Source organism: Nocardia sp. X0981, from assembly GCF_977089955.1.
Genome location: NZ_OZ372435.1, coordinates 5,207,930 through 5,231,840 on the forward strand (window position 1 = coordinate 5,207,930; position 23,911 = coordinate 5,231,840).

Consider the following 23,911-nt stretch of genomic DNA (forward strand, 5'->3'; position numbering starts at 1 on the left):
ACGATTTCTTCCACACCCGTCATCCGTCCGGGCAGTACCCGGAAAGTGGCACATATATCCAGCACATCACCGGCGGGGGGCGATCACGTATCCACCGGCGAAGACCGGCGTGTCCGCCCCGGTGGTGTGCTAGAAATTCCGCGAACAACAAGGAAACGACGATGTCCCGTCCATTTCGGTTCACCATCCGGGCAGTGCGCTCCTCGGTGCGGACCGGTCCGCGGGCGCCGGCATCCCGGTCGCCGTCATACTCGGGGTAGTTCCGCAGTTGTGCGCCGCGCCGACCGGCGTGGTGGTGCCGGCCCGGATCCTCACGACCTTCTGGAGTCCACATGAGTTCACCCACCCTCACCGTCGCGGTGCTGGGCGCCGGTCGCCTCGCCGACCGGATCGCCGAAAAGATCGCGGCCCGAGCGGATCTCGAGGTGACCGCCCGTATCCCGGCCGACCAGACGCCGCCCTGCGGGACCGACTGCGTCGTCTACGTACCGTCCTTCGCCGAAATCATCGCGGATCTACCGAAAACAGTGTTACCGCAACTACTTCGGGACGGGTTCGACGTGGTGTCGACGGCACCGCTCGACGGGCGGATGCCGCTCACCGAACTGCTCGACGCCTGCTACGCCGGGCGATCGACCTTCCATACGACCGGCGCCTTCCAGAGCACGATCCCGGCCCGGCTCATCCGCTCACTGGCGGAGGTGACACAGGGCATCCGGCGTGTCGAACTCATCGAGGAAATCGATCTCACCGATACCGCGGTCTATCCGTGGGACACCCTGCGCGATACAGGAATCGGTACCACCGGCGCCGAGACCGCCACAGCCGGGGCCGCCGCGCTGGACGGGTACTACGCAGCCGGGCTGCGCGTCCTCGACGATGCCGTATTCGACAGCGCGGCAGGCACCGCCGCGGCCCACCACAGTGCGGTCGACGTGGTCACCGACAGGTTCGGGATCGTCGAAAAGGTGATCGTGAGCCGGGAACTCGGCCCCACGCTGAGTTACCGCTCCGTGTGGTCTGCCGCCACCACGGACCGGGCTCCGCTGCGCTACCAGCTGATCACCACCACCGACACCACGACAGGAAGAGCCAACGTCCGCTTCCGGTTCACCGACGGACTCCATCCGGCCGACCATTTGACCTGCGCGAACGTCGTCGATGCGGTCCGCCCGGTCCGCGAGCATCCCCCGGGTATAGCCCCGCGCGATCTCTCTTCCCCCTGCCCGGTGCCGGACCGGCCACTCATCGCCCCGCGGACCGACCCGGCCGCGGCTCGGTGATCCGGCGGCGCGGACGGCCCGGCCCGCTCCCGGCCGCGAACCCCGCCACGCGCAAAGTCGCGCGCCCGGCCGGATTCTTTCCTGAAAGCGCCTTCAGGCGGCTTCAGGCTCCCTTCAGCACCGGACTGCGACAGTGGCCGCAGTGTCGTGGAACACAGTGCGAGAAGGGAGATCGGTTCATGGGTCCGATGGTGTGTATCGGTGGAGAACCCTATCGAGTCATCGGCAGGACCCCGCTGGCCGCGGTATCGCGGGCGGGGTACGGCAAGTATCGCTATGTGCTGCGGCGAGTGAGGGACGGTTCGCTGTGGGTGGCCTTCGCGAAGCGGGTCACGGCAGCGTCGGAGCTGGTGAAATGCGGAGCACCGCACGGGCGCTGACGCCGGCGCCCCGGCGGAGGGCCACCGGGACCGCTCAGAACCGCTCCGGTGTTCCGGCACCGCCGACCCGATCGCGGCGTTCCCGCTCCCGGTATCCGTACGTGGCCCGCCGCACGCTGACATCGTCCTCCAGACCGGAGCCCACGGCGCCCGCCACGGTGCCGAGCGCACTGGCCATCACCGCGATGGTGAGGTAGTCGTCCGGCTGCGCGGCCCGGCCGAGCACTGTGCCGAGGTAGCCGGGCGGAATCACCAGCAGCACAGCGGCGAAGGTGATCAGGAACAGCGCGCCGAAGAACACCAGAGCCCCCACGGCGACTGTGACAACCGTTCCGGCATTACGCATTCGCAGGTCGTGGTCCGATTCCCGGCGGGTGGAGACCGGACGCTCCCACAGACCGTGCCCCACGATGATCCACACCGCCAGCGCGGCGACAGCCGCTGCGGCGACACCGGCGAGCCGATACGGGCCCAGCGCTGTCGCCAGTTGCCAGATACTCGAATACAGCACACCGAAGGCGGTACCGGCCAGTGATCCGGCCAGCGCGGAGGACAGACCGACGAACAACTGCCAGGGCCGGTTCGCCCGCACCATACCCGCCAGCAGCCGCGGATACCCGGTCACACCACGGTGCACGATGCGTTCGTCGCCTGCACCGGCTTCGGCCCGGATCCCGCGAAACGGCAGCCGTGCCGCCGGATCGGGGCCCGGCCGGAGCCCGATCCCGGGGCCGGGCCGCAGCGCGCCGACGATTCTCAGGGCGAGGTCTTCCAGCCTGCGCTGTAACCGTATTCCGCCGAGCGCCGGTAACGACACCAGCCCGACCCGATGGCGCCGGTCGAGCCGGGCCAGCACGATTTCCCGGCCGTCGCCGCGCATCGGCAGGTCGGTCAGGCACAGCGCCAGGTCCCAGGAGGTGTCACGGACATGCCGCCCGGCCTTGTCGATGAGGTACTCCAGATCGGGGTACATCGCCTCGAACGGGTCGTCGAACACCTCCACCCGCCAGTCGGCACCCGCGAACCGCCGCGCCAACAGGGTGGGAAGTGTTTCCGCGAGTTCGCGCGCGAGCCGGATGGGCAGATCGGGGTCCGCCACCACGCCCACCACGATCGTGGTCCGTTCCTCGGTGGTCACCGTCCTCCCGGCTGGTCGCGCCACGGTCGGTGCCGGTTGCGGACCGGCCTCGGCACCGCGCTTCTCTCCCGGCGATACCACTGCTATTCGATGATGCCGGGCTGATGCCCCGACAGCCGCGACGCGGTATCTCCGGCGGTCCGGGACAGCGCTGTCCCCAGAGCCACCATGCCGAGTCCGAGACCGAAATGCAGCCAGTTGTCGGCCGTGTCGAGCGGGACGACATTCGCCGTGCTGTGCCGGTCGACGAACAGCCCGTACAACCACAGGAGCAGATACACCGCCCCACCCACGAGGAGAAAGGCTCGTGCGGCGGATGCTTTCGCGCCCGCGGCGAGGCCGGCCACCCCGAACGCCAGATGCACGATGTTGTGCAGTACCGAGACACTGAACAGCCCCAGCAGCTGCGCTTCCGAGTGGTGTCCGGCCCAGCGGAGCTGGTCGTAGTCGGTCGTCACACCCGGTATGAAACCCAGCACTCCGACCAAGAGGAACACCGCGCCGACACCCATGGCGGCGAGTTGGAGCGGAGAGCGGGTCCGGCGCGTGACGCTGTGGTGATTCGACACGTTCTCGTCCTTCCTCCTGCTGCCGGCACGAGCCGGTCCCGTATCCGGCAGCCAGGACACCGGCCGGATGCCCGGCCGCGAGAATGGCAAACCCCGATATCGCGGTGAGCGACCGAGCCGGTGTCACGGGCGCCGACCGGCTCGGTACGCGATACGACCCAGTTAAAGTTCCGTTATCCGGGGCGCACGAACCTCGGTGGCGCGGACGCCCGGGGTCATTCCACCGTGCCCGGCAGCTCCCCGAGGCCCCGTGATACCCGACTTCCCACAGCCACATCCGATTCGATCCCGGCGTGCGCCCAAGGCCGAAAACTGGGCGGTCCGTTCACTGGACAGAAGAACGCAATCTTGCGTATCCAATGCCCGCAAGAACGATGATGTGACCCAAACCACCATCGCCCAGGCAAATGATCAGCACACCGCGCCGCACAGGCTGTCGTACTGTCGAGCCCTGGAAACGATCTCCGGTTCTTCCGGCGGAGCTTTGGATGGATATGCTTCACCTCGAACATTTCGCGTTCGGCTGGCTGACGCCCGCCCTGGCGTACTTCCTGTCGGCCACTGGATGCGCCATCGGACTCCAGTGCACGAAACAGGCGCGGCGTGGACGCCGCCGGGTCGGCTGGCTGATCCTGGCCGCCATCACCATCGGGGGAACAGGCATCTGGGTCATGCATTTCGTGGCCATGCTCGGCTTTTCGATCGAAGACGCACAGATCCGCTTCGATGTACCGCTCACCCTGCTGAGCGTGGCCCTGTCGGTAGGCGTGACCGGGATCGGGCTCTACCTGGTGAGCTCTCCCGGAGCGGGCCGGACCGCCCTCTTCGCCGGGGGCGTGATCGCCGGCCTCGGCATCGCGGCCATGCACTACACCGGAATGTTCGCGATGCGGACCGACGTCCATATCCACTACGACGCTGCGCGCGTAGCTCTGTCGCTGGCCATCGCCGTGGTGGTGGCCACTGCCACGCTCTGGTCGAGCATGCGCTCCTGGGGGCCGCTGTCCACACCCGTCGCCGCCCTGCTCCTGGCCGCCGCCGTGGCGGCGATGCACTACACGGCGATGTCGGCGATGAGCGCCCACTCCGTACCGGATGCCGCGGAACCACAGGGCGCCGAACCTCTACAGGTACTGGGCCCGTTGCTCGGCGGGCTCAGCGTGATCACGGTCGTCCTGCTCATCACGGTGAGCATGGCGTTGACCGATCCACACGGGGCGCCGAAGGCCGGCCGGCTGCGGTGAAACGCACCCGGACCGCTCAGCGGGGAATCGGCATCCACATCTCGACGGTCGTCCCGTTGTCCGAAGCGGTGATCTCCACCTCCGGGATCAGAGCCCGGATCATGGTCAGCCCGCGCCCGCGAACCAGATCCGGACCGGGTGCCGGGCGCTTCCAGCGGCCGTGGTCGCTGACGGTGATACGCAGGCCCACGGCATCGAGGGTGGCCTGCAACCTGATCGTTCCGCCGTCGCCGCGGTGCCCGTGTTCGATCGCATTGGCACAGGCCTCCCCCACCGCGAGCAGCACATCGTAGGCCGCGCGCTCATCGAGCGGGCAGTCCCGGAGCCACTGCTGCATGGCGTGCCTGACCTCGGCCAGCGCGGTGGGCTCAGCGGGAAAGTCCAGCTCGAACCGGCTCGGCGGACTGTGCAGCCCGGATGGGCGGGCCATTGTCAACCTCATCGCCTCCTGTAGCTCTCGCCGACGGACGGCGCAGGCGGTACCATGCCCGTGGCGTTCGATCAAGATGCGCACTCGAACCGTGCTCGCCGATAGCCATACCCATTCGATCCCACGGCATGCGGCCCAGCGGTGGTGATCACGCGAGACGCCGCGACCGGAGCGTACCCCACGGGCCGATGACCGGCGGACCCGGCGGCTGCAACAGCGCAGATCCCGATCGGGTAAATTGAGTGCGAAGATCACTTACCGCCCCGGTCGCGTGCCGCGCCGGGGCCTCGACGCACAGAGGTGGAGAAGTGGCGAATCACGTACCAGGAGGTCCGAGGTGAGCAGCGAAGGCGGGTCCCGCATGCTCGACGTCCAGGTGCGCGTCGCGGACGGGACCACGATCGTCGCCGTGCACGGCGAGGTCGATATGGCTTCGGCACCTCAGTTGCAGAGCGCCCTCGAGGAGGCTCAGCGCGGCGGGGAACCGCTGGTGGTGGATATGTCCGAGGTCGGATTCCTCGGATCGGCCGGATTGAGTGTGCTCCTGGTGGCCTCCGAGGCCGCCCCCACCGACGGTATCCGCGTGGTCGCCTCCGACGCCGTCCGCCGGCCCATCGAACTCACCGGTCTCGACAAGATGCTGGCGGTATACGACTCGCTGGATGCGGCCCTGGCCGCCGGCACCTCGGCCTCCTGAACCGCGTACCACGCGCCCGGCGTTGCCGGGCGCGTGGTCTACCGGGCGCGCGGCAGGCGGACGACCTGCACGAAGAAATCGTCGATCTGCTTGATCGCGGCCACGAACTGGTCGAGATCCACCGGCTTGGTGACATAGGCGTTGGCGTGCAGTTTGTAGCTGCGCAAGATGTCTTCCTCGGCCGCCGAAGTGGTGAGTACCACCACCGGGATATGGGCGAGGTCGGGATCGGCTTTGATCTTTTCCAGCACCTGCCTGCCGTCGTACTTCGGCAGGTTCAGGTCGAGCAGGATGAGATCGGGGCGCGGCGCGTCCGCGTACATGCCGTTGCGGTAGAGGAAATCCAGCGCCTCCTGCCCGTCGTGGGCGACGTGCAACGTATTGCCGATCCGGTTGTCTTCGAATGCTTCCCTGGTCATCAATTCATCACCCGGATCATCCTCGACGAGCAGGATATCGATCGGTGTACCCGGCACAGTCATGCGTTGGCTCCTTCGGCAGTGGGGGTGGCCGGCGAATCCGCGGCGGGTGGGGCCTCGGGTTCATCCGGTGTGTTCGAGGACTCGCCGGTCACCACGGACTCGGCGCGCAGGGTGAAGCAGATCCGGGTGCCGCCGGTGTGGGCGGTATCTATCCAGATACGGCCGCCGTGGTATTCGACGATCTTCTTGCAGACGGCCAGCCCGATTCCGGTACCGGTGTATTCGTCACGGGCGTGCAGCCGTTGGAAGATGACGAACACCTTTTCCGCGAATTCCGGCGGGATACCGATACCGTTGTCGGTTACGGAGAGCAGTAGCGCGTCCGGATCCTCGGCGGCGGCCGCGACCTCGAGCCGGATGAGGGGAGCGAGACCGGGCCGGCGGAATTTGATCGCATTGCTGAGCAGGTTCTGCCACAGCATGACCAGCAAGGTGGGTTCGCCCAGTATCTCCGGAAGTTCCGCCGGCCGCTCGACCACGGCCTCCGTATCCTCGACAGCGGCCGACAGGTTGGCCAGCGCCTTGTCCAGGGCCTGATCGAGACGCACCGGCTGATTGCGGTCGCTCATCCGGCCGACCCGGGAGAAGGTGAGCAGATCGTTGATGAGCACCTGCATACGCTTGGCGCCGTCGACAGCGAAATCGATGTACTGTTTGCCCCGTTCGTCGAGCTGGGAACCGTAGCGCTTCTCCAACAGCTGACAGAACGAGGTCACCTTGCGCAACGGCTCCTGCAGATCGTGCGAGGCCACATAGGCGAATTGCTCCAGCTCCGCATTGGAGCGGCGCAACTCGTCGGCCTGAAGGTCCAGCTCGGCTTTCTGCTCACGCAGCAGCGTGCCCTGGGACCGCGAAGAGCCCAGCTCCTCGACCACCCGGCGGCGCATATCCTCGACCGCGGCGGCCACCTGCACCAGGTCCGCGGGACCGTGCGCATCGATATGATGATCGAATTCGCCGTCGGCCACCCGCAGCGACGCCTCGGTGAGCGAGGCCAGCGGCCGTATCACGAGCCGGCGGAGCAGGACGGTCAATACCGCGCCCGTCAGCAGGAACACGAGCACCAAGCCGATCAGTACGGCATCGCGGACAGCGCGGGCGTGGGAGATCGCCTCCCGGTCGGCGACGACCGCGCTCGCCAGGTGATCGTTCTGGACGGCGAAGGAAACCCGCAGTTCGTCGAAGAGGGTTTTCGCGCGTACCGCCGTCGTCGCGCCCAGTTCGGCGGCATCGTCCGCCGCGGCGGCCGTGGCCAGCGGATCGGCGTAACCGGTACGCCACTCCCGCGCCCAGCGCTCGACCGTGTCGAGATCGGCCATCAGGTCCGGGCGGTCCGCCAGCAGTTCGCGCAGCCGCGCGGCCGCGCGGTCCTGTTCCTTCCGGCCCTCCGCATAGGGATCGAGGAACTGCGGATCGGCGGTGATGGCGTAGCCACGCAGCCCGGTCTCCTGGTTGACGAGCGCGCTCTGCAACCGATACGCCTCCGCGGAGGCGGGGAGCGTCTGCCCCACCAGCCGATCGGTCGCCTCGCCGGTATCGGTGATCACCTGCGCGCCCGCCAGGGCACCGAGCACCACCACCACGAACATCAGCCCGAAGACCAGGTGGAACCACGCCTGCGCGGTCAACCTCCCGACCACTCGGGAACCACTATCCGTCATCACAGCTCACTCCCGGGTGTTCCGTTCCAGCGCACGTAGATGATGGCCAGGTCGTCGTCCAGTCCGCCCGCGTCGGTGGCCATACTCTCGACGCGGGCGATCAACTCGTCGACGAAGCGTTCGGGACGGTCCGCGGGGACGCTCCGCGCGACCTCCAGCAGACCGGCCTCCCCGAGCCGCGCACCGTCACGGCCCGCCCGCCCCTCGAAGAGACCGTCGGTGAACAGCATCAGTCCGCCGTCGGCGGGCAGTTCTATTTCCACGGCCGGCCAGTGCGCGCGGCCGGGCATGAATCCGAGCGCCGCGCCTCCGGTGACCTCGACCCAGCACAGCTCTCCACTGCTGTGCCGGAGCATGCCCGGATGTCCGGCGCGGCGCACCAGCACCCGCCCGGTCGAGCGGTCCAGCACCAGGCTCGTCGCGGTGGCGAAGGTCTGCCGATCGGTACGCTCGGCGAGCAGGACCTCCTCCAGCAGACGCAGCTGCCGCGAACCCGTCACACCACTGAGTACCAAGGTGCGCCAGGCCAATCGGAGCGCCACCCCGGTGGCGGCGGCATCGGGCCCGTGGCCGGAGACATCGCCGACGATCACATGCACGAGGCCCTCGGGATCCTGGACGACATCGTAGAAATCGCCACCGAGCAGAGCATGCGCGCGGCCGGGCCGGTACCGCGCCACGACGTCCACCGCGCGATCGGCCCCGAGGAGCGGGGTCGGCAGCAGCCCGCGCTCGAGCCGGGCGTTCTCCTGCGCCCGCATCTGACTCGCCTGCAGGGCCGCGCTGGTGCGCTCGGCCTGTTTGCGCTGGATGGCGTAGCGGACGGCGCGAGCGAACAGTTCCGGTTCCACGCGGCCCTTGACCAGGTAGTCCTGGGCCCCCGAGGCCAGGGCGGCCAAACCCGTGCGTTCCTGGTCGAGCCCGGTCATCACCACCACGGCAACCTGATCGTTGTGCGCGCGGATACCGGCGAGCGCCTGCAACCCCTGCGCGTCGGGCAGGTGCAGGTCCAGCAGTACACAGTCCGGGATATCGGCGCGCAACCGGTCGCACGCCTCGGCGAGCGTGCGCACCCAGCCCAGGCGCATACCCGGTTCGGCGTCGGCAACCAATTCCTCGACCAGCAGGGCGTCGCCGGGGTCGTCCTCGACCAGCAAAACGAACGGTTCCCGTTCGAACCACCCCGCTTCGGCCGCCCAATCCGTCTCCGCGCTCGGTGGATCAGCGAGCACCGGTACCACCTGCACCGTCGCGCGGAGCCGAAGCGAGGACCGGATGACACGGCGCTGCCGCGAACAGCGGAACGGGAGTATCACGAATTTCGCCAGGGGGCACCGGCACCAGGCCTCCGATCACACAGGAAAACGACGCCGCCACGGCGCACGTCCACTCACTCAGCGGCCGGTTTCTGGACCGAGAGGCAGCAGTGATCGTAACGGATGTGCACCGATCCCGGTGAACGGAACCCGGCCGAGGCCAGCGGCCCACAGCAGGCCCGTGACGGCGGTCACGAAGCCGGTTCGGGCGGCATACTCACCCGGCATCGTCCTCCCGAACCGGTTCACCGGACTCTTCCTCCCCGCGGGCGGCGGTGAGTCCGGCCCGTACGTCCGAGGCCAGTGGGTGTGCGGAACCGAGAACACGAACGACCTGCGCGTAGGCTGTTTCGAAGACGTCGGTCGCAGCGCTGTGCCGCCCGGCCGCGTGGTACGCGCCGGCGAGGGCATACACCGCGCGCACCGTATCACTGTGCGCGGGCCCCAGCGCCCGGCGGTAGTCGTCGATGTTCGTTTCGTACAGCGGAATCGCTTCGTCGAGCCGGCCTGCTTCCCGAAGGGTTGTGGCGAGCGCGCCGCGGAGCGTGCGGAGCCGGCGATGTCCCGGCAGCAACCGCTGATACGTGGTCAGGTTCTCCCCGAACAGTTCGATCGCCCTGTCCAGACGCCCCGCGGCGCGGTACACGGCGGCGAGGTTGTCGCGGGATTCCAGGCTCGCGGCGCTGTCCGGACCGAGAATACGCAGCCGGTCGGCCAGGTTCTCCTCGAAATGGGTGAGGGCCTCGTCGAGCCGCCCCGCCGCCTGGTAGGCGGCGGCAAGATTGTGACGGCTCCGCAACGTGTCGGGATGGTCGGGACCGAATTCACCAGCGGTGGCGAGGAGGTTCTGCTCGAACAGCGAAATCGCGCGCGGTAGATCGTACACGGCCAGCGCGTCGGCGAGATTGCCGACCGCGTGCAGTGTCTGCGGGTGCCGCGGCCCGAGAACCCGCAGGCGGTCACGCAGGGTGGCCTCCTGCACCGCGATCGCCTCCTCATGGCGTCCCGCCGCACTGTAGGCGATACCGAGCCCGGCCCGGGTGAGCAGACTGTACTGGTGGTCCGGCCCGAGAACCCGGCGGAAATCGTCGACGTTCATTTCGTACAGCGCGACGGCCTCGTCGAGGCGACCGCCCAGATACAGGGCGTGCGCCAGATTGTGGCGGGTCAGCAGCGTATCCGGATGGTCCGGGCCGAGGACACGCAGCCGCTCGGTCAGATTGGCCTCCCCCAGGCGGATCGCGTCCGCGAATCGTCCGAGGGCCTGGTAGGCGAGGGCGAGGTTGTTGCGAGCGGCGAGAGTCGAGGGGTGATCGGCGCCGAACGCTCGTACCGCCTCCTCCAGGTTCGCACGCAGCAGCGGTACCGCCTCGCCGGTCCGCCCCGCCTCGCCGTAGCAGTGGGCGAGATGGTGGCGGCACCGGAACGTCTCGGCATGACCGGTACCGAGCACCCGGATGTACAGGGACAGCACCTCCTCGAAGAGCGCGACAGCCTCCGCCACCTGACCCGCGGCCTGGCGCGCCTGTGCCAGACCGGTACGGAGGGCGAGGGTCTCCGGGGCCTCCGGACCGAATACGCGCCGGCTCAGCACCAGTGCTTCGCGATACCGGGCTTCGGCCTCCGCCGGTTTCCCCGCAGAGTGGTACGCGGAGGCCAGCTGACCGCGCAGTGCCAGGGTCATCGCGTGGCCGGGCCCGAGAGCCCGTTCGGCATCGGTGAGGTCCGCCGCCGCGGCCTCGCACGCCGCGTCGAACCGGCCCGCGGCCACGAATGCGCGGGCCACGCGATTCCGGGAGAGAAAAGTATCGGGATGCGCGGCGCCGAGAAGGCGCTCGGCGGAGCGGGCGACATCCTGTGCGAGGGTCAGCGCCCGGGCGGTATCCGCGGCCTCGATCAGCTGTTCCACGGCCCATCGCCGAGCGTTCAGCATCCCGACCGCGTGCCGCCGGGTGCTCAGCTCCACCATCTCCGTTTCCCACAGCGCATCGATCTGGTCGACGAGATGAGCTCCTTCGCCGCGGCGTGACCAGGCCTGCGAGGAAGGGAAGGTGTTCGCGATGACGACGGCGAGCGCCGACCGCACGAGCTGCACCGCCGTACGCGGCGCGGGCCGGCGCCGGTACAGCGTCCCGGCGATACGGCGCAGAACTCCTCTTTCCACGGTGTCGCGCCCGCGTTCACGCAGTACCCGGCCCACGAGCCGGTGCATGAGCAGGGCTTCTCCCGAGGTCGACCAGCTGAGCAGGGATCCGGTCACGCACCGTTCCACCGCGTCGTCGACTCGGCGCGCGGCGACCGCGAGCAGTGAACGGTGGACTCCACCCGGTGAGAGCATCGCCATCACTCCCAGTAACCAGGCGACATCGAGGTCGAGACCGTAGTCGTCGGTCGGTGCCTCGACGGTGTCGATACACAGCAGGATCGCCTGGACCACCGAACGTGGATAGTCGTGTCCCGCCCGGCGGCGCAGTACCGTCGGTAGCGGGCTCTCGTGCAGCAGGAGGCCGTATTCGCCGTAGCCGAGGCGACGCCCGGTGATGGTCGCGGTGGCCGCGGACAACGCCAGGGGCAGATCGCCGAGGTCGGCGGCTACCTGATCGGCGCCGTCTTCGCCCAGCCCGGTCGCTTCGGCGAGGTAATGCACCGCTTCCGGTCTGGTGAAGCAGCTGATGTCCACGACTTCGCCGAGTGCGCCGAAGGAGCGGTCCACGCTGGTGACCAGTATCCGGGTCCGGCCGCCGGTGGGTAGTAGTGCGCCGATCCGGTCCGGGTCGGTGGCATTGTCGAGAACCAGCAGGGCGGGATCGGCACCGCCCGAGAGGTGGTCGCGCAGCCGCCGGGCCGATTCCACCGAGTCCCCGTCCGGCGCGGCGACGCCCAGACGTTCGGCGATATCAGCCAGGCCGGCCACCGTGCTGCCGGGTGTTTCGGCATTGACCCAGCCCACCAGTGCCACATCGGTTCCGAACAACGATCGGGCGTATTCCGCCGCGAGATGGGATTTTCCGGTGCCCCGCAGCCCGGTGAGCACGACCACCCCCGCCGGCCCCTCCAGCGCACAGCGCAGCCGGGCCGATTCCGTGCGGACGAGGAAAAACGGCGGCTCGCGGGGGATCCGGCCCACGACGACGGTGGCTCCGGACGAAGCCGTACCGGCTCCGGCGGTGAGATAGATATCGCGAGCGTGAACATTGTGGAGTTGGTGGATGATTCGTGTGGTCAGCGCGGCGGGGCCGGAGGACGCCGCGCGTGAGCCGGGTGTGACGGATCACCGGCTCCGGCCTCGACAGCGCCGATCTCGATATCCCCGCTGAACCGCCCGTCACGCACCCGCACCCCGGTACCGGTCGCCGTGACACCGCTGATCCGCAGGGCCGCGCCCTCCACCATCTCCAGGTCGACTCCGACCGCCGCGCCCGTTTCGGCCGCCGCTGCCCGCACGGCACTGATCAGTTCCGTGGCCAGGGCGGCCAATTCGTCGTCCGTGCCGGCTCCCTGGGCCCGCAACGTCCCCATGAGCGATTGCCGCTCGGCGCCGGACTCCGGGGTGGATTCCAGTGGTGCCAGATCCACCTCGCGGTACCGGTGGGTGAGCAGATCTCGCAGCGCGATGTAGGCGTCGGTCACCGACTGCTTCGCGGTATCGGTGACGCCCGCGGCGGCGCCCACCGCGACAGCGGTGACGATCAACGTGACCAGGTCCAACGAGAACTCCCCCTTCTGCGACCGACTCGGCACAGTAGATCAAGTCCGCGGCGTCCGGGCAAGGCGGTGGCGGCGCGCGACGGCAGCGCCACCACTGCTACAGTGCGCCGTTCGCGGCGAGCACCTCGAAGGCCGTATCGGCGCTGTGCCACAGCAGATCCATCTCCACCCGCACCGCCGGTTCCGCCGCCGGGTCCTGCAGGGCCAGGCCGTTACCGAAGATCACCACATTGGCGCCCGCGTCGACCAGCCGCAGCAGCGGCCCGGTGGCCACCCCGGCACCGAAGACGGCGTCCAGCCCGTCACCGACGAAATAGAACCGCCACAGCGGGCCGAGGTCGCCACCGTAGACGGCGTCGGTGCGGTCGACGATGAGGGATCCGTGCCGGGCGATCGTATCGACGATCAGGAAATGGTCGCGCGCGTTGGCCGGCACCGCGCGCGTCGCGGCCACCGCGTTGGACAGGTCCACGGTGAGGTGGGCGTTGTAGCCCGCCATGGCCACTCTGGCGGGTGAGAGCTCGCACAGCCGGGTGAGCCGGAAATAATGATGCCACTGCGGTTCCGACGGTGCGCCGGTGAACTCGGCGCGCAGATTACGCAGGAACCGCGCCAAGAGATCCAAGCTGATGCGATGCGCCCATTCGGGGTCGTCGAACGCGGCCGGATCGCGTTGCAACGGCAGCACCGCGGCCTGCTCCACGGCATCGAGGCCCAAGGCGAACAGCCCCCGCCGGTCCCGGTGCTCCACCAGGATCTCGGTGATTCGCCGGTGGTGCGCGACCGCTCGTTCGAGCCGCTCCAGTGCCGAGCCCGAACGTTCGTCGAGTACCGCGGAAGTATCGGAGAGAGCGACGATCTCGGCCACCGCCGCCGGGGACAGCGGCGCACCGCACGCACCGCTGTCCGCGACGGCAGCCGCGCGGCCGGGCACCATCGGCGCGGGCAGGACCGCGAAATATATCGCGGCGAGGAGAACGAGCGGATAACGGAGACCCGTATGGGCGGGGCGGGCGGAAAGTTCGCTGGTCATGCTCATATCGCTTTCACTCGGCGAGAAACGAGTAGGCCATGCGGACGGATCGTGCGCAACTACAGCAGCGGGCGCCACGGCGCCGGTTCAGGGTAGCCCGGCCGCGCCGGGAACCGGCACCGGGTCGCCGTTGTGTTCCGGTGCCGAAGAGACAGGGCATGCGCCGGCGGGTACCGTGCCGGCTCGCGCGAACCCTCACACGTGGGACTCGGCGGGACCCGGCGGCCCTGGACGATCACGGAAGCGGCGGCCGTCGCGGTGGCCGGAGACTGTCTACGATATCGGCCATGGGGTACGACAGAGTGATCGTTGCCGAGGTGAGCCGGACCGCGGCCGGACGGAGGGACTCCGATGTCCGCCGAATCCGATAGCGAGGACGTGCTGGTGCCCTCCGTGCTCGGACGAGCACAGGACCGGGCCCAGGAACTCGCGGAGATCGCCGGGCACGCCGGTCTCCGCGTGGCGGTCGCGGAGTCGCTGACCTCCGGCCAGATCGCGGCGACCCTGGGCGCGGCGAACAATTCGGGCGAATGGTTCCGGGGTGCGGTGGTCGCTTACAGCAGGGAGGTCAAGTACCACGTACTCGGCGTTCCCGAGGGCCCGGTGGTCTCGGAAACCGCGGCGACCGCGATGGCCGGAGGCGTGCAGTCCCTGTTCGATGCGTCGCTGGCGGTGGGGGTGACGGGCGCGGGCGGCCCGGACCCGCAGGACGGGGCGGAACCGGGTTCGGTCTGGTTCGCCGTCGCCGCCGGCGATACGGTGCGCGCATATCATCGGCACTTCGAGGGCGAGCCCGCCGAAATCCTGGATCGCACCGTCGATTACGCCGTGGGATTACTGCTCGACGCGGCACGGGAACACCGTCGCTGATGCGGGACCGCCCGGCCACCGTCGCCCGGCTGCGGCCGTTCGCCTCGACTGTCTTCGCCGAGATGACCGAGCTGGCGGTCCGCCACGAGGCCGTCAATCTAGGGCAGGGTTTCCCGGACAGCGACGGGCCGGCGAGCATGCTCGAGGTGGCTCGCCGGGCCATCGCCGAGGGCATCAACCAGTACCCGCCGGGACGCGGGATGCCGGTACTGCGCCGGGCCGTCGCCGCCGACCGCGCCCGCCGTTACGGCACCGGCTACGATCCCGATACCGAGGTGCTGGTGACGGTGGGCGCCACCGAGGCGGTCAGTGCCGCGGTGCTCGGCCTGGTGGAGCCGGGTGCCGAAGTCGTGCTGATCGAGCCCTACTACGACTCCTATCCGGCGGCGGTGGCCATGGCCGGAGCGCGCAGGCGGACCGCGCGTCTGGTCGCCGACGGTGACCGTTTCGTCCTCGACCACGACAGCCTGCGCGCCGCGATCACCCCGGCCACCCGGATGCTGATCCTGAATTCCCCGCACAACCCGACCGGCACGGTACTGGATCGCGCGGATCTGACCACGATCGCCGAGATCGCCCGCGAGCGCGACCTGCTGGTGCTGACCGACGAAGTGTACGAGCATCTGGTGTACGACGGCACCGAACACCTCAGCATCGCCACCCTTCCCGGTATGGCCGAACGGACCCTGGTGGTCTCCAGTGCCGCGAAGACGTTCAACGTCACCGGCTGGAAGATCGGCTGGGTATGCGGTCCGGCCGCCCTGATCGACGGGGTGCTCGCCGCGAAACAATTCCTCACCTTCGTCGGTGGGGGCCCCTTCCAGCCCGCGGTCGCGCATGCGCTGACCCATGAACTGGAGTGGGTGGCCCGGCTGCGGGAGACCCTGGCCGGCGCACGGCTCCGGTTGTCCGCGGCACTCACCGAGAGCGGGTTCCGGGTGCATCCGAGCGCCGGCAGCTATTTCCTCTGCGCCGATATCCGGCCGCTGGGCGCGGACGACGGGATACGGTTCTGCCGGGAACTCCCCGGCCGGGTCGGTGTCGCCGCCGTACCGGTGAGTGTTTTCGCCGATGATCCCGGACCGTGGCGGCACCTCGTCCGGTTCACCTTCTGCAAGCGGCCCGAAACGCTGGACGAGGCCGTTCGCCGGCTCCGCGCGGCCCGCGGGCACTGACTTTCGCGGGGCCACCGCGCGCCACCGCCCGTCCCGTCCCGCCCCGGAGTACCGTCCGCTGCATGAACACGATCTCACCGCGGATCCGCACGGGTGTTCGTGTCGAGGGACGGGCGCGATGAAGGCCACGGTCGTCGGGGGTACGGGCCGGATCGGATCACAGGTGGTCCAGCAGCTGACCGCGGCCGGGCACGAGGCCGTTGCGGCCGCACCCTCCACCGGCGTCGACCTGATCTCCGGCGAAGGCCTGGACCGGGCCGTCGCGGGTGCCGAGGTGGTGATCGACCTGGCGAACTCGCCGACCTTCGACGAAGCGTCGCTGGAATTCTTCCGCACCTCCATGGACAACCTGCTCGCCGCGGGAGCGCGAGCCGGTGTCCGGCACCAGGTCCTCCTGTCGATCGTGGGCGTGGACCAGGTGCCCCAGCTGGACTACTACCGGGCCAAGGCCCTGCAGGAGGAGTTGCTCCGCAACGGTCCGACGCCGTATTCCATCGTGCGCGCCACCCAGTTCTTCGAGTTCATCGACGCGGTGCTGTCCTGGACCTCCGAGGAGGACACCGTCCGGCTCCCCGCCACCCCACTGCAGCCGATGGCCGCGGCGGACGTCGTCGCCGCGGTGGTCGAGGTCGCCACCGGTGCCCCGCTGCAGGGCATCCGCAATGTGGCCGGCCCCGAGGTCTACGCCCTCGACGATCTCGGCCGGATCACGCTGGCGGCACGGCACGACGACCGTATCGTGGTCACCGACGAGACGGCCGGCATGTTCGCCGCGGTCACCGGTGACGTGCTCACCGCGGGACCGGACGCGCACCTGGCATCCACCCACTACCGCGACTGGCTCCGCACCGCCCGCTGAACCAGAGGCCCTCGGCGGTACAGGTGTCGGGAGGGGCGTCCCGGGTATCCGGGCGCCATGGAGGCATCGATCGGAACAGCCGAGTCGTACTGGATGGATTCCACCGCGCCCACCTCGTATCCGCGGGCCACCGACGATATCGAGGTCGACGTGGCGGTGGTGGGCGGCGGAATCGCGGGTATCTGCAGTGCCTGGGAGATCGCCCGCACCGGTCGGTCGGTCGCGGTATTCGAAGGCGACCGCATCGTTGGCGGCACCACCGGATACACCACGGCGAAGGTGAGCGCACAGCACACGCTCGTCTACGATTCGCTGCGGTCGTCGTTCGATGCCGAGACCGCCCGGTTGTACGCCCGCTCCCAGCAGGACGCCGTGGATCATCTCGTACAGACGGCCGCCGACGCCGGTATCGAATGCCAGCTGGAACGCGCGCCCTCCTACACCTATGTCACCAGCGGGGACGGGGTCGGCAAGATCCGGGCCGAGGTGGCCGCCGCCCGGGAGGCGGGGCTGGCGGCATCGCTGGTCACCGAGACGGGATTACCGTTCCCGGTCGCGGCCGCGATCCGGGTCGAGGACCAGGCGCAGTTCCATCCCCGGCGTTATCTGCTCGCCCTGGCCGAGGATCTGGTCCGGCGCGGCGGCCGCGTCTTCGAGCGCACCCGGATCACCGGCCTGGCGGAGGGCACCACCACCTGCCGGCTCACCGCGGAATCCGGTGTCACCGTCACCGCGCGCGATGTGGTCGTCGCGACGCACTACCCGGTGTTCGACCGGGCGCTGCTGTTCACGCGATTGCAGCCGCGCCGGGAAATGGTCGTCGCCGGACCGGTGGCGGCCGACGCCGACCCGCAGGGGATGTACATCACCCCGGACGAGAACACCCGTTCGGTACGTACCGCGCCCTATTCCGACGGCCGGCGACTGCTCATCGTCACCGGCGAACACGTACGGCCGGGCACGGTATCGACCGAGGAGCGGTTCGACCGCCTCGCCCGGTGGGCGCGCGAGCATTTCCCGGTGCAGTCGATCGATTACCACTGGGCGGCCCAGGACAACGACACCGCCGACCATCTGCCCTATATCGGTCCTTTCCACCTCGGTTCCCGGCACGTCTACGTGGCCACCGGGTTCGGGGGGTGGGGGATCACCCACGGGATCGCGAGCGGCCGCATCCTGGCCGCCGAACTGGCCGGCGCACCGCTGCCCTGGGCCCGTATCTACGATCCGCGCCGCCTGCACCCGAGGGTCGAGGCGGGCAGCGTGCTCGCGGCGGGGGTCGAGTTCGGCCGGCACCTGCTCGGCGACCGGATCCGGCCGGCCACGCATGCCGACTCCCCCGCCGAGCTCGCCCCGGGCAGTGGGGCGGTGATCCGGCGCGGCGGCCGGCGCAGTGCCGTCTACCGGGACCCCGCGGGTGAATTGCACGCGGTATCGGCCGTCTGCACCCATCTCGGTTGCCTCCTCGCCTTCAACGACGCCGAAACCAGCTGGGACTGCCCCTGCCACGGTTCGCGTTTCGCCATCGACGGCAGTGTGCTCGAGGGCCCGGCCACCGCCGCGCTGGACCGCCACGAGGTGGACGACGAACGACCGGCCGCGCAGGGCGGCTGAACCGGCCACCACACACCGGATCACCGTGCCGCGCGCAGCATCCGTCCCGCGGCGTCGACGGCAGGACCGGAACTGCCCGCGTCGGCGACGAATACCGCGAACGCGAGATCGTCGCGGATGCCCACGAACCAGCCGTGCGCACTGCTGTTGTCGCCGTACTCCGCGGTGCCGGTTTTGCCCAGCAGGCCGGGGATATCGGCCAGTTGGGTGGCCGTTCCCGCCGTAACGGTTTCGCGCATCATGGTTTTCACCCGGCCGGTGACCTCGGCGGGCAGCGGCGGCGGGGTGCGGTCGGGGGTGCCCGGTGATCCGGCGACCAGTACCGGCGCCGGCGGGGAACCGTGTGCGATCGCCGCGGCGACCAGCGCCATACCGAACGGTGAGGCCGTCACCTGTCCCTGCCCGATACTGGCCTCCACGCGTTGTGCCGGATTCCGCGGGACCGGCACACTTCCGGTGACCGTGGTCAACCCCGGGGTCACATAGTCGATACCGAGGCCGAGACGTTCGGCCGTATCGGTCAGCGCCGGCTGCGGCAATCGGACGGCGAGACCGGCCATGGTGGTGTTGCAGGAGCGGGCGAACGCCGTGTGCAGAGGCACCCGGCCGAGGTCGAACTCCTCGTCGTTGGGAATACGACGGCCTTCGATATCGGCGACGCCCGGACAGGGCAGTACGGTGTCGGGAGTGGCGATACCCGCGTCCAGTGCCGCGGCGGTGGTCACCGTTTTGAAGGTGGATCCGGGAGGATACAGGCCGGTGAGCGCGATCGGGCCTGCGCTGTCGGCGGCCGCGTTCTGCGCTACGGCGACGATTTCACCGGTGGTGGGCCGCACGGCCACGAGCGCCGCGGGCCGGTCGATCGGGTCGAGCGCCGCTTCCCCGGCACGCTGGAGCGCGAGATCGATGGTGGAGCGGATATCGCTGGTCGGGCGCGGTTGTTCGCCGGCGATCCGCTGGGTGCCCTCGGGGGTCTGCGCGCGCACCGCCCAGCCCGCCGCGTCGTCGGCCTGCTGCTGCCACAGTTCGCCCAGGCCGGACAGGGTGGGCGCGGAGATCGCCTTATCGGTGGTGAGCAGGCGTGTCTGCGGGGTGAGGGTGACGCCGCGGGCAGTGCTCAGGGCGGCACGGATCGGTGCGATATCGCTCTCGCGCAGGCTGATCGCCGTCACCGGCACCCCCTGGGCCGCGGCCAGGTCGGCGTCGAGGGATGCGGCGGTGATCCCGGGGGCCAGCGGCGCGAGGAGTTCCGCCACGGCGGCGGTGTCCGCACCCGGCGCCAGCTGGACCAGGGTCACCACCTGTTCGCTCATCAGCTCGCCGCCCGCGGCGTCGAGAACGCGCGCGGGTTCCGGATACACCGGGGTGTAGGCGAGGGGACCCTTGTCGAGACCGGGCGCGAGGGTGAGCGGATCCCAGTGGATCCGCCATCCGTCGCCGGTCTCCTCGGCTCTTCCCGAAGTGGTGTACTTCCACTCGGAACGGCCTTCGGCACCGAGCTTCCAGGTCACATCGAGGGTGAAGGAATCGTCCTCGACTCCGGACACCGCGAAGGTTCCCTCTTTTCCCAGTCCGTCGTAGAGCGCGCCGAGAGTATCGCCGGCCCGGGCGGGGTCGTCGGTGAGCGCCGCCGCGGCAGCGATATCGTCACCGGTGAGCGCCTCGGCGAAGCGGCCGGCCACGGTTTCGGGTTCGTCCGGCCCGGTGGAGCAACCGGCCAGCGCCGGACCGAGAGCGATCAGCAGGACGAGAACTTTCCGATCGATACGCATCGGTCCGACTGTATCGACCGCTGCCCCGCTACGGCGCCGGCGACGCGCTCACCCACCCGGGCCTCCTCCGGCCGGGTGCCGGGGCCGGTCCGGATATACGGGTACATCGTCGTCCCACGGCTGCCGGACGACCATATCCGCGACCCGCACGTACCCTCGCTCGAATTCTCCGGTCGCCGCGTCCACGAGCCGGTAGCGCTGGGTCTGCCGATGGATGGGCTGCGCGTCGAGCAGCACCACCCGCACCTCGCCGGGTTCGAAACCGCAGCGCTGCTGCAGTGCCGCGATCAGTTGTTCGTTGTGCAGGTGACCGTCGCCGAAATTCCAGCCCAGGGCCGTGGAACAGATACGTTCTCCGTCGGTGAGGACGTAGTCGTCCTCGGTCTCGCCGGCCATGGCGCGATGCGCCAGCGTGAACAGCGCTTTGCCGTGGGTATTGAACGCGCGGAAGGCATAACCCAGGTACAACGGGATCTGTGCGGCCTCCCGGCTGCCGTAGTACCGCTCGAGCTGCGCGGCGGGCATGGCGGCGACGGCGACGATACCCGCGCGGATCTTCGCGTCGGCCGACGGTTTGACGCACCACAGCGTGGTGTCCCAGTTACCGGCGTAGTACCGCATACCGGGCAGGAACGACACCTTGCGCGGGAAGAGGTTGCCGAGGATCACCACCCCCACGAGCACGATCAGCAGGAGTACCACGGGCACCGGGTCGCCGAGATCGGCGAGGCCGATATCGGCGTGCGCCACGAACAGCGCCGCTATCCCGAAGATCATGAAGACGTTCCACTCCAGCGGTACCCCCATCGGAATCGCCGTGAGGATCACCAGGTGGAAACAGACGAGCGCGGCGGCGGCGAGCGCGGTCGGCCATCCCCCGGACGTGCAGAACAGGACCACCGGCGCGCACAATTCGACCGCGGTGCCCCCGTGCGCGAAGAGCCGCGATAAACGCCCAGGCCGCAGATCGTCGGGGAAACGCTCGAAGAACAGACGTTTGAGGGCACGAGGCCGGACCACCGGACTGTTGGACATCATCGTCGACACCACGAACGGGAAGTGTTTGTTGAGTTTCGAGACCGCGGCGCCGATCCAGATGACGAGGAAGACCACCTGAGCGGCGACGATCATATCGGCGCCGCCGAGGAGGAATGTCACGGCGAGCGCACCGTACACCTCACCGCGGGCCGCCAGGAAGATCACTTTGTCGCGGAGGCCGAGTATCGCGAGCAGCGCGAGGACCACGGCGACCTTCCACGCCGGCAGTACCCCCACGCTCGTATCGAGCGCGGAGACCGGCCCGGTCCCGTCCGATACCAGCGCCACCAGCAGGAAGACGAGCACACCGGCGTACAGCAGCGCGTCGAAGGGGGTGCGCGTCGTTCCCCCGGTGCCCGGCACCCGCTCCGGCCAGGGCGGCAGCCGGATGGTGCCGGGACGCAACCAGTACAGGATCGAACCCATCGGCGGAGAGAAGCGGTTGTTCAGCGGCCCGAAACCACAGCCCAGACCGACGATTTCGAACAGCATGGTGAAGAGCACCAGCTTCTGGAACACAATGGGCTCCGACCACCACGACCCGACCGCGGTGACCCCGTCGATACCGGCGGTGGTCAGCGCGAACAGCCACCCGCCCAGGAGATACAGACCGATTTTGCCGACGTAGCACAGATACAACAGCGGTGGCGTGCCGAAACCGACCTCGGCCCAGTGCCGGGCCATCGGCCGGATCTTCTCCGCCCGGGTTCCCCTGCTCCACTCTTCGAGGTCGACCACCGGCAATTCCGGCCGGAGCGCATCGAACAACCGATCCGTTCTGCCCACACCTACACCCGATCCGTCTACCGTTCGATCAGTTGATCGAAAGCTACTACGAGGCGGCCTCACGGCGTTCCGGATTCGACCGAGGGACCGCGAGAAACTATCAATTGCAGGGTCGCCTCCAGCACGGCCGGATCGGCCGATCCCGGCACCAGGATGAATTCGTCGAGTCCGGCGGCCTCGGCCGCGTCCAGCGTCCGGTGCAGCGCATCGGCTTCGAAGGTTTTCATCGACGCCGCCGCGCTCGCCGCGTTCCCGGAACCGAGGAATCCCAGGTATTCCGCGGTGAATTCGCGCAGTACGGTCTCGGGCTCGGGCACCCCGAGCACGTAGAAGCAGCCGCTCACCAGGCGGGGCGTCCGGCGGTCCGCCTCGTCCCAGGCCCGGCGGGCGGCCTCGGCGGACCACGCGATCTCGCCGGGTACCCCGCCGACACTGAACGCCACCACCCCGTCGGCCCAGCGCGCCGCGCGAGCCAAGGATCTGGGTCCGAGCGCCCCGGCGAGTACCGGCGGGCCACCCGGCTGGACACAGGGCGGCCCGATCGGGTCGGTCGTGCCGGACGGCGGTTCCCCTGCCCAGAGGGCCCGCAGTCCGGCGACCGCGCTATCGAGCCGGTCGTGCCGGCGGCCGAACCCTGTTCCGAGACTGCGATAGTCGTCGGTACGCCCGCCGACGCCGACCCCCAGCGTGAAGCGGCCGCCGGACAGCACATCGAGGGTGGCGGCTTGTTTGGCGACCAGCGGTACCGGATGCGCCGGTAGCACCGAGAGATTCGCGATGATCCGCACGCGCTCGGTGACCGCGGCGGCGGCCGCCAGCGTGGTCCACATCTCCGGATTGTGGAAGGTCATCCGCTCGCCGCACGAAATACTGGATACCGGGCCCGCTTCGGCGAGCCGGCACCAGTCGATGGTGGTCGCGCGGTCGTAGTCCCGGCACATGGTGGGTAATGCGATCCCGATATCCATCGCCCCAGCATCGACCCCTTCGCCCGCCACCGCAAGAACGTGTTCCAGTTTTTCCGGGGGCAGGCACTCCGATCCTCGAGGCAGCGCATCGGCGACCGTTGTGTGAATATCATTTCCGCGAGTAAGAACGCAATTTTCACTCCTGTCCGGCGCACCGGCCCAGTACGGGCAGTCCGCACCACCGGGTTCCTCCGCGCCGTGGGAATCCTCACGGCGGTCTTCGCCCTGCTCACGCCCTCCGGGCTTGCCGTGGGTCGCGCCGGCGCCGAGGAGTCGCCGCCTGCGGCCACCGGCGGATGTGCGGCGGCCCCGGTTCCACCGGGACGGTCGGTGGCGCAGTTCACGGCCGCGGGAAGGTCCGGTGCCTACGTCCGGGACGTTCCCCCCGAGGCACACGGTCCCCTTCCCGTGGTGTTCGATCTGCACGGATATATGGAGCCGGCCGCTGTTCAGCACGCGACCAGCGGGTTCGGTGAATACGGGATGGCGCGCGGGTTCGTCACCGTCACACCACAACTCGCCATCGCCCCGGTCGCCGGAGTACAGGACTTCCCCTGGTGTGATACATCGCGGCCGGTGCCGGTCATCGCCTTCCACGGCACCGCCGATCCGATCGTCGCCTACACCGGTGGTCGTGGCCCCACCGCTCACCTTGCTGCTCCTCCCCCGACGGTTCGGGTTCGGCCACGGGCAGGTCCGACGGCCCCGCGGTGAACGGCCCGCGGCCGGAGAGCATCCCGGACGCTGTCGCCGGGTGGGCGCGGCGCAACGGCTGCGGAGCCGAACTCGATCGATGCCACCCGACTGATCTGGGATTTCTTCGCGGCCCACCCGTTGCCCCGCTGATCCGGCCGCGTGGCGTTCGGATACCACGCGCCGCGGGCCGCT

The 23,911-nt window shown here is 69.2% G+C and carries 21 protein-coding genes; 9 read left to right on the forward strand and 12 right to left on the reverse strand.

Features of this window, described 5'->3' with window-relative positions; translation table 11 throughout:
- Positions 1-332: 332 nt before the first annotated feature.
- On the forward strand, positions 333-1,283 hold the full coding sequence (locus ACYR7D_RS22880) for a hypothetical protein (RefSeq protein WP_459546580.1): 951 nt from the start codon (positions 333-335) through the stop codon (positions 1,281-1,283).
- Positions 1,284-1,462: 179 nt separating this feature from the next.
- A complete protein-coding gene (locus tag ACYR7D_RS22885) occupies positions 1,463-1,663 on the forward strand; it encodes a hypothetical protein (RefSeq protein ID WP_459546581.1) in 201 nt (66 codons plus the stop codon).
- A 34-nt stretch (positions 1,664-1,697) separates the two neighbouring features.
- Here the strand turns inward: ACYR7D_RS22885 and ACYR7D_RS22890 are convergent, their stop codons facing one another.
- Both ACYR7D_RS22890 and ACYR7D_RS22895 read right to left on the reverse strand, forming a co-directional pair.
- Entirely contained in the window at positions 1,698-2,801 is a 1,104-nt protein-coding gene (locus ACYR7D_RS22890) for a hypothetical protein (RefSeq protein ID WP_459546582.1), read from the reverse strand.
- A gap of 83 nt (positions 2,802-2,884) precedes the next feature.
- The gene (locus ACYR7D_RS22895) at positions 2,885-3,313 is read right to left on the reverse strand and encodes a DUF4383 domain-containing protein (protein ID WP_459550254.1); all 429 of its coding nucleotides are present in this window, start codon (positions 3,311-3,313) and stop codon (positions 2,885-2,887) included.
- 545 nt (positions 3,314-3,858) lie between these two features.
- Between ACYR7D_RS22895 and ACYR7D_RS22900 the strand changes: the two genes are divergently transcribed.
- On the forward strand, positions 3,859-4,614 hold the full coding sequence (locus tag ACYR7D_RS22900) for an MHYT domain-containing protein (RefSeq protein ID WP_459546583.1): 756 nt from the start codon (positions 3,859-3,861) through the stop codon (positions 4,612-4,614).
- Positions 4,615-4,630: 16 nt separating this feature from the next.
- On the opposite strand, the gene ACYR7D_RS22905 is transcribed toward ACYR7D_RS22900, so the two are convergent.
- Positions 4,631-5,056, reverse strand: a complete 426-nt coding sequence (locus tag ACYR7D_RS22905) for an ATP-binding protein (RefSeq protein WP_459546584.1) — start codon at positions 5,054-5,056, stop codon at positions 4,631-4,633.
- Positions 5,057-5,381: 325 nt separating this feature from the next.
- Here ACYR7D_RS22905 and ACYR7D_RS22910 point away from each other — a divergent pair, with 325 nt between their 5' ends.
- Complete coding sequence (locus ACYR7D_RS22910; RefSeq protein WP_459546585.1) at positions 5,382-5,741, forward strand: STAS domain-containing protein; 360 nt, start codon at positions 5,382-5,384, stop codon at positions 5,739-5,741.
- A gap of 38 nt (positions 5,742-5,779) precedes the next feature.
- Here ACYR7D_RS22910 and ACYR7D_RS22915 read toward each other — a convergent pair whose 3' ends face one another.
- The 6 genes from ACYR7D_RS22915 to ACYR7D_RS22940 all read right to left on the reverse strand — a co-directional run bounded on the left by ACYR7D_RS22915 (position 5,780) and on the right by ACYR7D_RS22940 (position 13,947).
- The gene (locus ACYR7D_RS22915; RefSeq protein WP_459546586.1) at positions 5,780-6,223 is read right to left on the reverse strand and encodes a response regulator; all 444 of its coding nucleotides are present in this window, start codon (positions 6,221-6,223) and stop codon (positions 5,780-5,782) included.
- A complete protein-coding gene (locus ACYR7D_RS22920; RefSeq protein ID WP_459546587.1) occupies positions 6,220-7,884 on the reverse strand; it encodes a sensor histidine kinase in 1,665 nt (554 codons plus the stop codon). The genes ACYR7D_RS22915 and ACYR7D_RS22920 overlap by 4 nt, the downstream gene beginning before the upstream one ends.
- On the reverse strand, positions 7,884-9,116 hold the full coding sequence (locus ACYR7D_RS22925; protein WP_459546588.1) for a PP2C family protein-serine/threonine phosphatase: 1,233 nt from the start codon (positions 9,114-9,116) through the stop codon (positions 7,884-7,886). Before ACYR7D_RS22925 ends, ACYR7D_RS22920 begins: the two co-directional genes overlap by 1 nt.
- Positions 9,117-9,417: 301 nt before the next feature.
- A complete protein-coding gene (gene fxsT / locus ACYR7D_RS22930) occupies positions 9,418-12,327 on the reverse strand; it encodes an FxSxx-COOH system tetratricopeptide repeat protein (RefSeq protein WP_459546589.1) in 2,910 nt (969 codons plus the stop codon).
- Positions 12,328-12,422: 95 nt separating this feature from the next.
- A complete protein-coding gene (locus ACYR7D_RS22935) occupies positions 12,423-12,908 on the reverse strand; it encodes a hypothetical protein (RefSeq protein WP_459546590.1) in 486 nt (161 codons plus the stop codon).
- A 97-nt stretch (positions 12,909-13,005) separates the two neighbouring features.
- Entirely contained in the window at positions 13,006-13,947 is a 942-nt protein-coding gene (locus tag ACYR7D_RS22940) for a DUF5995 family protein (protein WP_459546591.1), read from the reverse strand.
- Between the two features lie 345 nt (positions 13,948-14,292).
- Here ACYR7D_RS22940 and ACYR7D_RS22945 point away from each other — a divergent pair, with 345 nt between their 5' ends.
- The 4 genes from ACYR7D_RS22945 to ACYR7D_RS22960 all read left to right on the forward strand — a co-directional run bounded on the left by ACYR7D_RS22945 (position 14,293) and on the right by ACYR7D_RS22960 (position 18,459).
- On the forward strand, positions 14,293-14,811 hold the full coding sequence (locus ACYR7D_RS22945; protein ID WP_459546592.1) for a CinA family protein: 519 nt from the start codon (positions 14,293-14,295) through the stop codon (positions 14,809-14,811).
- Positions 14,811-15,986 (forward strand): pyridoxal phosphate-dependent aminotransferase, encoded by a 1,176-nt coding sequence (locus tag ACYR7D_RS22950; protein WP_459546593.1) that lies wholly within the window; start codon positions 14,811-14,813, stop codon positions 15,984-15,986. Before ACYR7D_RS22945 ends, ACYR7D_RS22950 begins: the two co-directional genes overlap by 1 nt.
- Before the next feature lie 118 nt (positions 15,987-16,104).
- Positions 16,105-16,845 carry an SDR family oxidoreductase gene (locus tag ACYR7D_RS22955; RefSeq protein ID WP_459546594.1) on the forward strand — a complete coding sequence of 247 codons (741 nt, stop codon included), beginning with the start codon at positions 16,105-16,107 and terminating at the stop codon, positions 16,843-16,845.
- A gap of 57 nt (positions 16,846-16,902) precedes the next feature.
- Positions 16,903-18,459, forward strand: a complete 1,557-nt coding sequence (locus ACYR7D_RS22960; RefSeq protein ID WP_459546595.1) for an FAD-dependent oxidoreductase — start codon at positions 16,903-16,905, stop codon at positions 18,457-18,459.
- A 20-nt stretch (positions 18,460-18,479) separates the two neighbouring features.
- Here ACYR7D_RS22960 and ACYR7D_RS22965 read toward each other — a convergent pair whose 3' ends face one another.
- From ACYR7D_RS22965 to ACYR7D_RS22975, 3 genes are read right to left on the reverse strand one after another with little or no spacing between them, the layout of a single operon-like run.
- On the reverse strand, positions 18,480-20,231 hold the full coding sequence (locus ACYR7D_RS22965; RefSeq protein WP_459546596.1) for a penicillin-binding transpeptidase domain-containing protein: 1,752 nt from the start codon (positions 20,229-20,231) through the stop codon (positions 18,480-18,482).
- Positions 20,232-20,279: 48 nt separating this feature from the next.
- Complete coding sequence (locus tag ACYR7D_RS22970; RefSeq protein WP_459546597.1) at positions 20,280-22,055, reverse strand: DUF3556 domain-containing protein; 1,776 nt, start codon at positions 22,053-22,055, stop codon at positions 20,280-20,282.
- A 59-nt stretch (positions 22,056-22,114) separates the two neighbouring features.
- Complete coding sequence (locus tag ACYR7D_RS22975; protein ID WP_459546598.1) at positions 22,115-23,023, reverse strand: LLM class flavin-dependent oxidoreductase; 909 nt, start codon at positions 23,021-23,023, stop codon at positions 22,115-22,117.
- Positions 23,024-23,221: 198 nt separating this feature from the next.
- Between ACYR7D_RS22975 and ACYR7D_RS22980 the strand changes: the two genes are divergently transcribed.
- The gene (locus ACYR7D_RS22980; protein WP_459546599.1) at positions 23,222-23,737 is read left to right on the forward strand and encodes an alpha/beta hydrolase family protein; all 516 of its coding nucleotides are present in this window, start codon (positions 23,222-23,224) and stop codon (positions 23,735-23,737) included.
- Positions 23,738-23,911 lie beyond the last annotated feature (174 nt).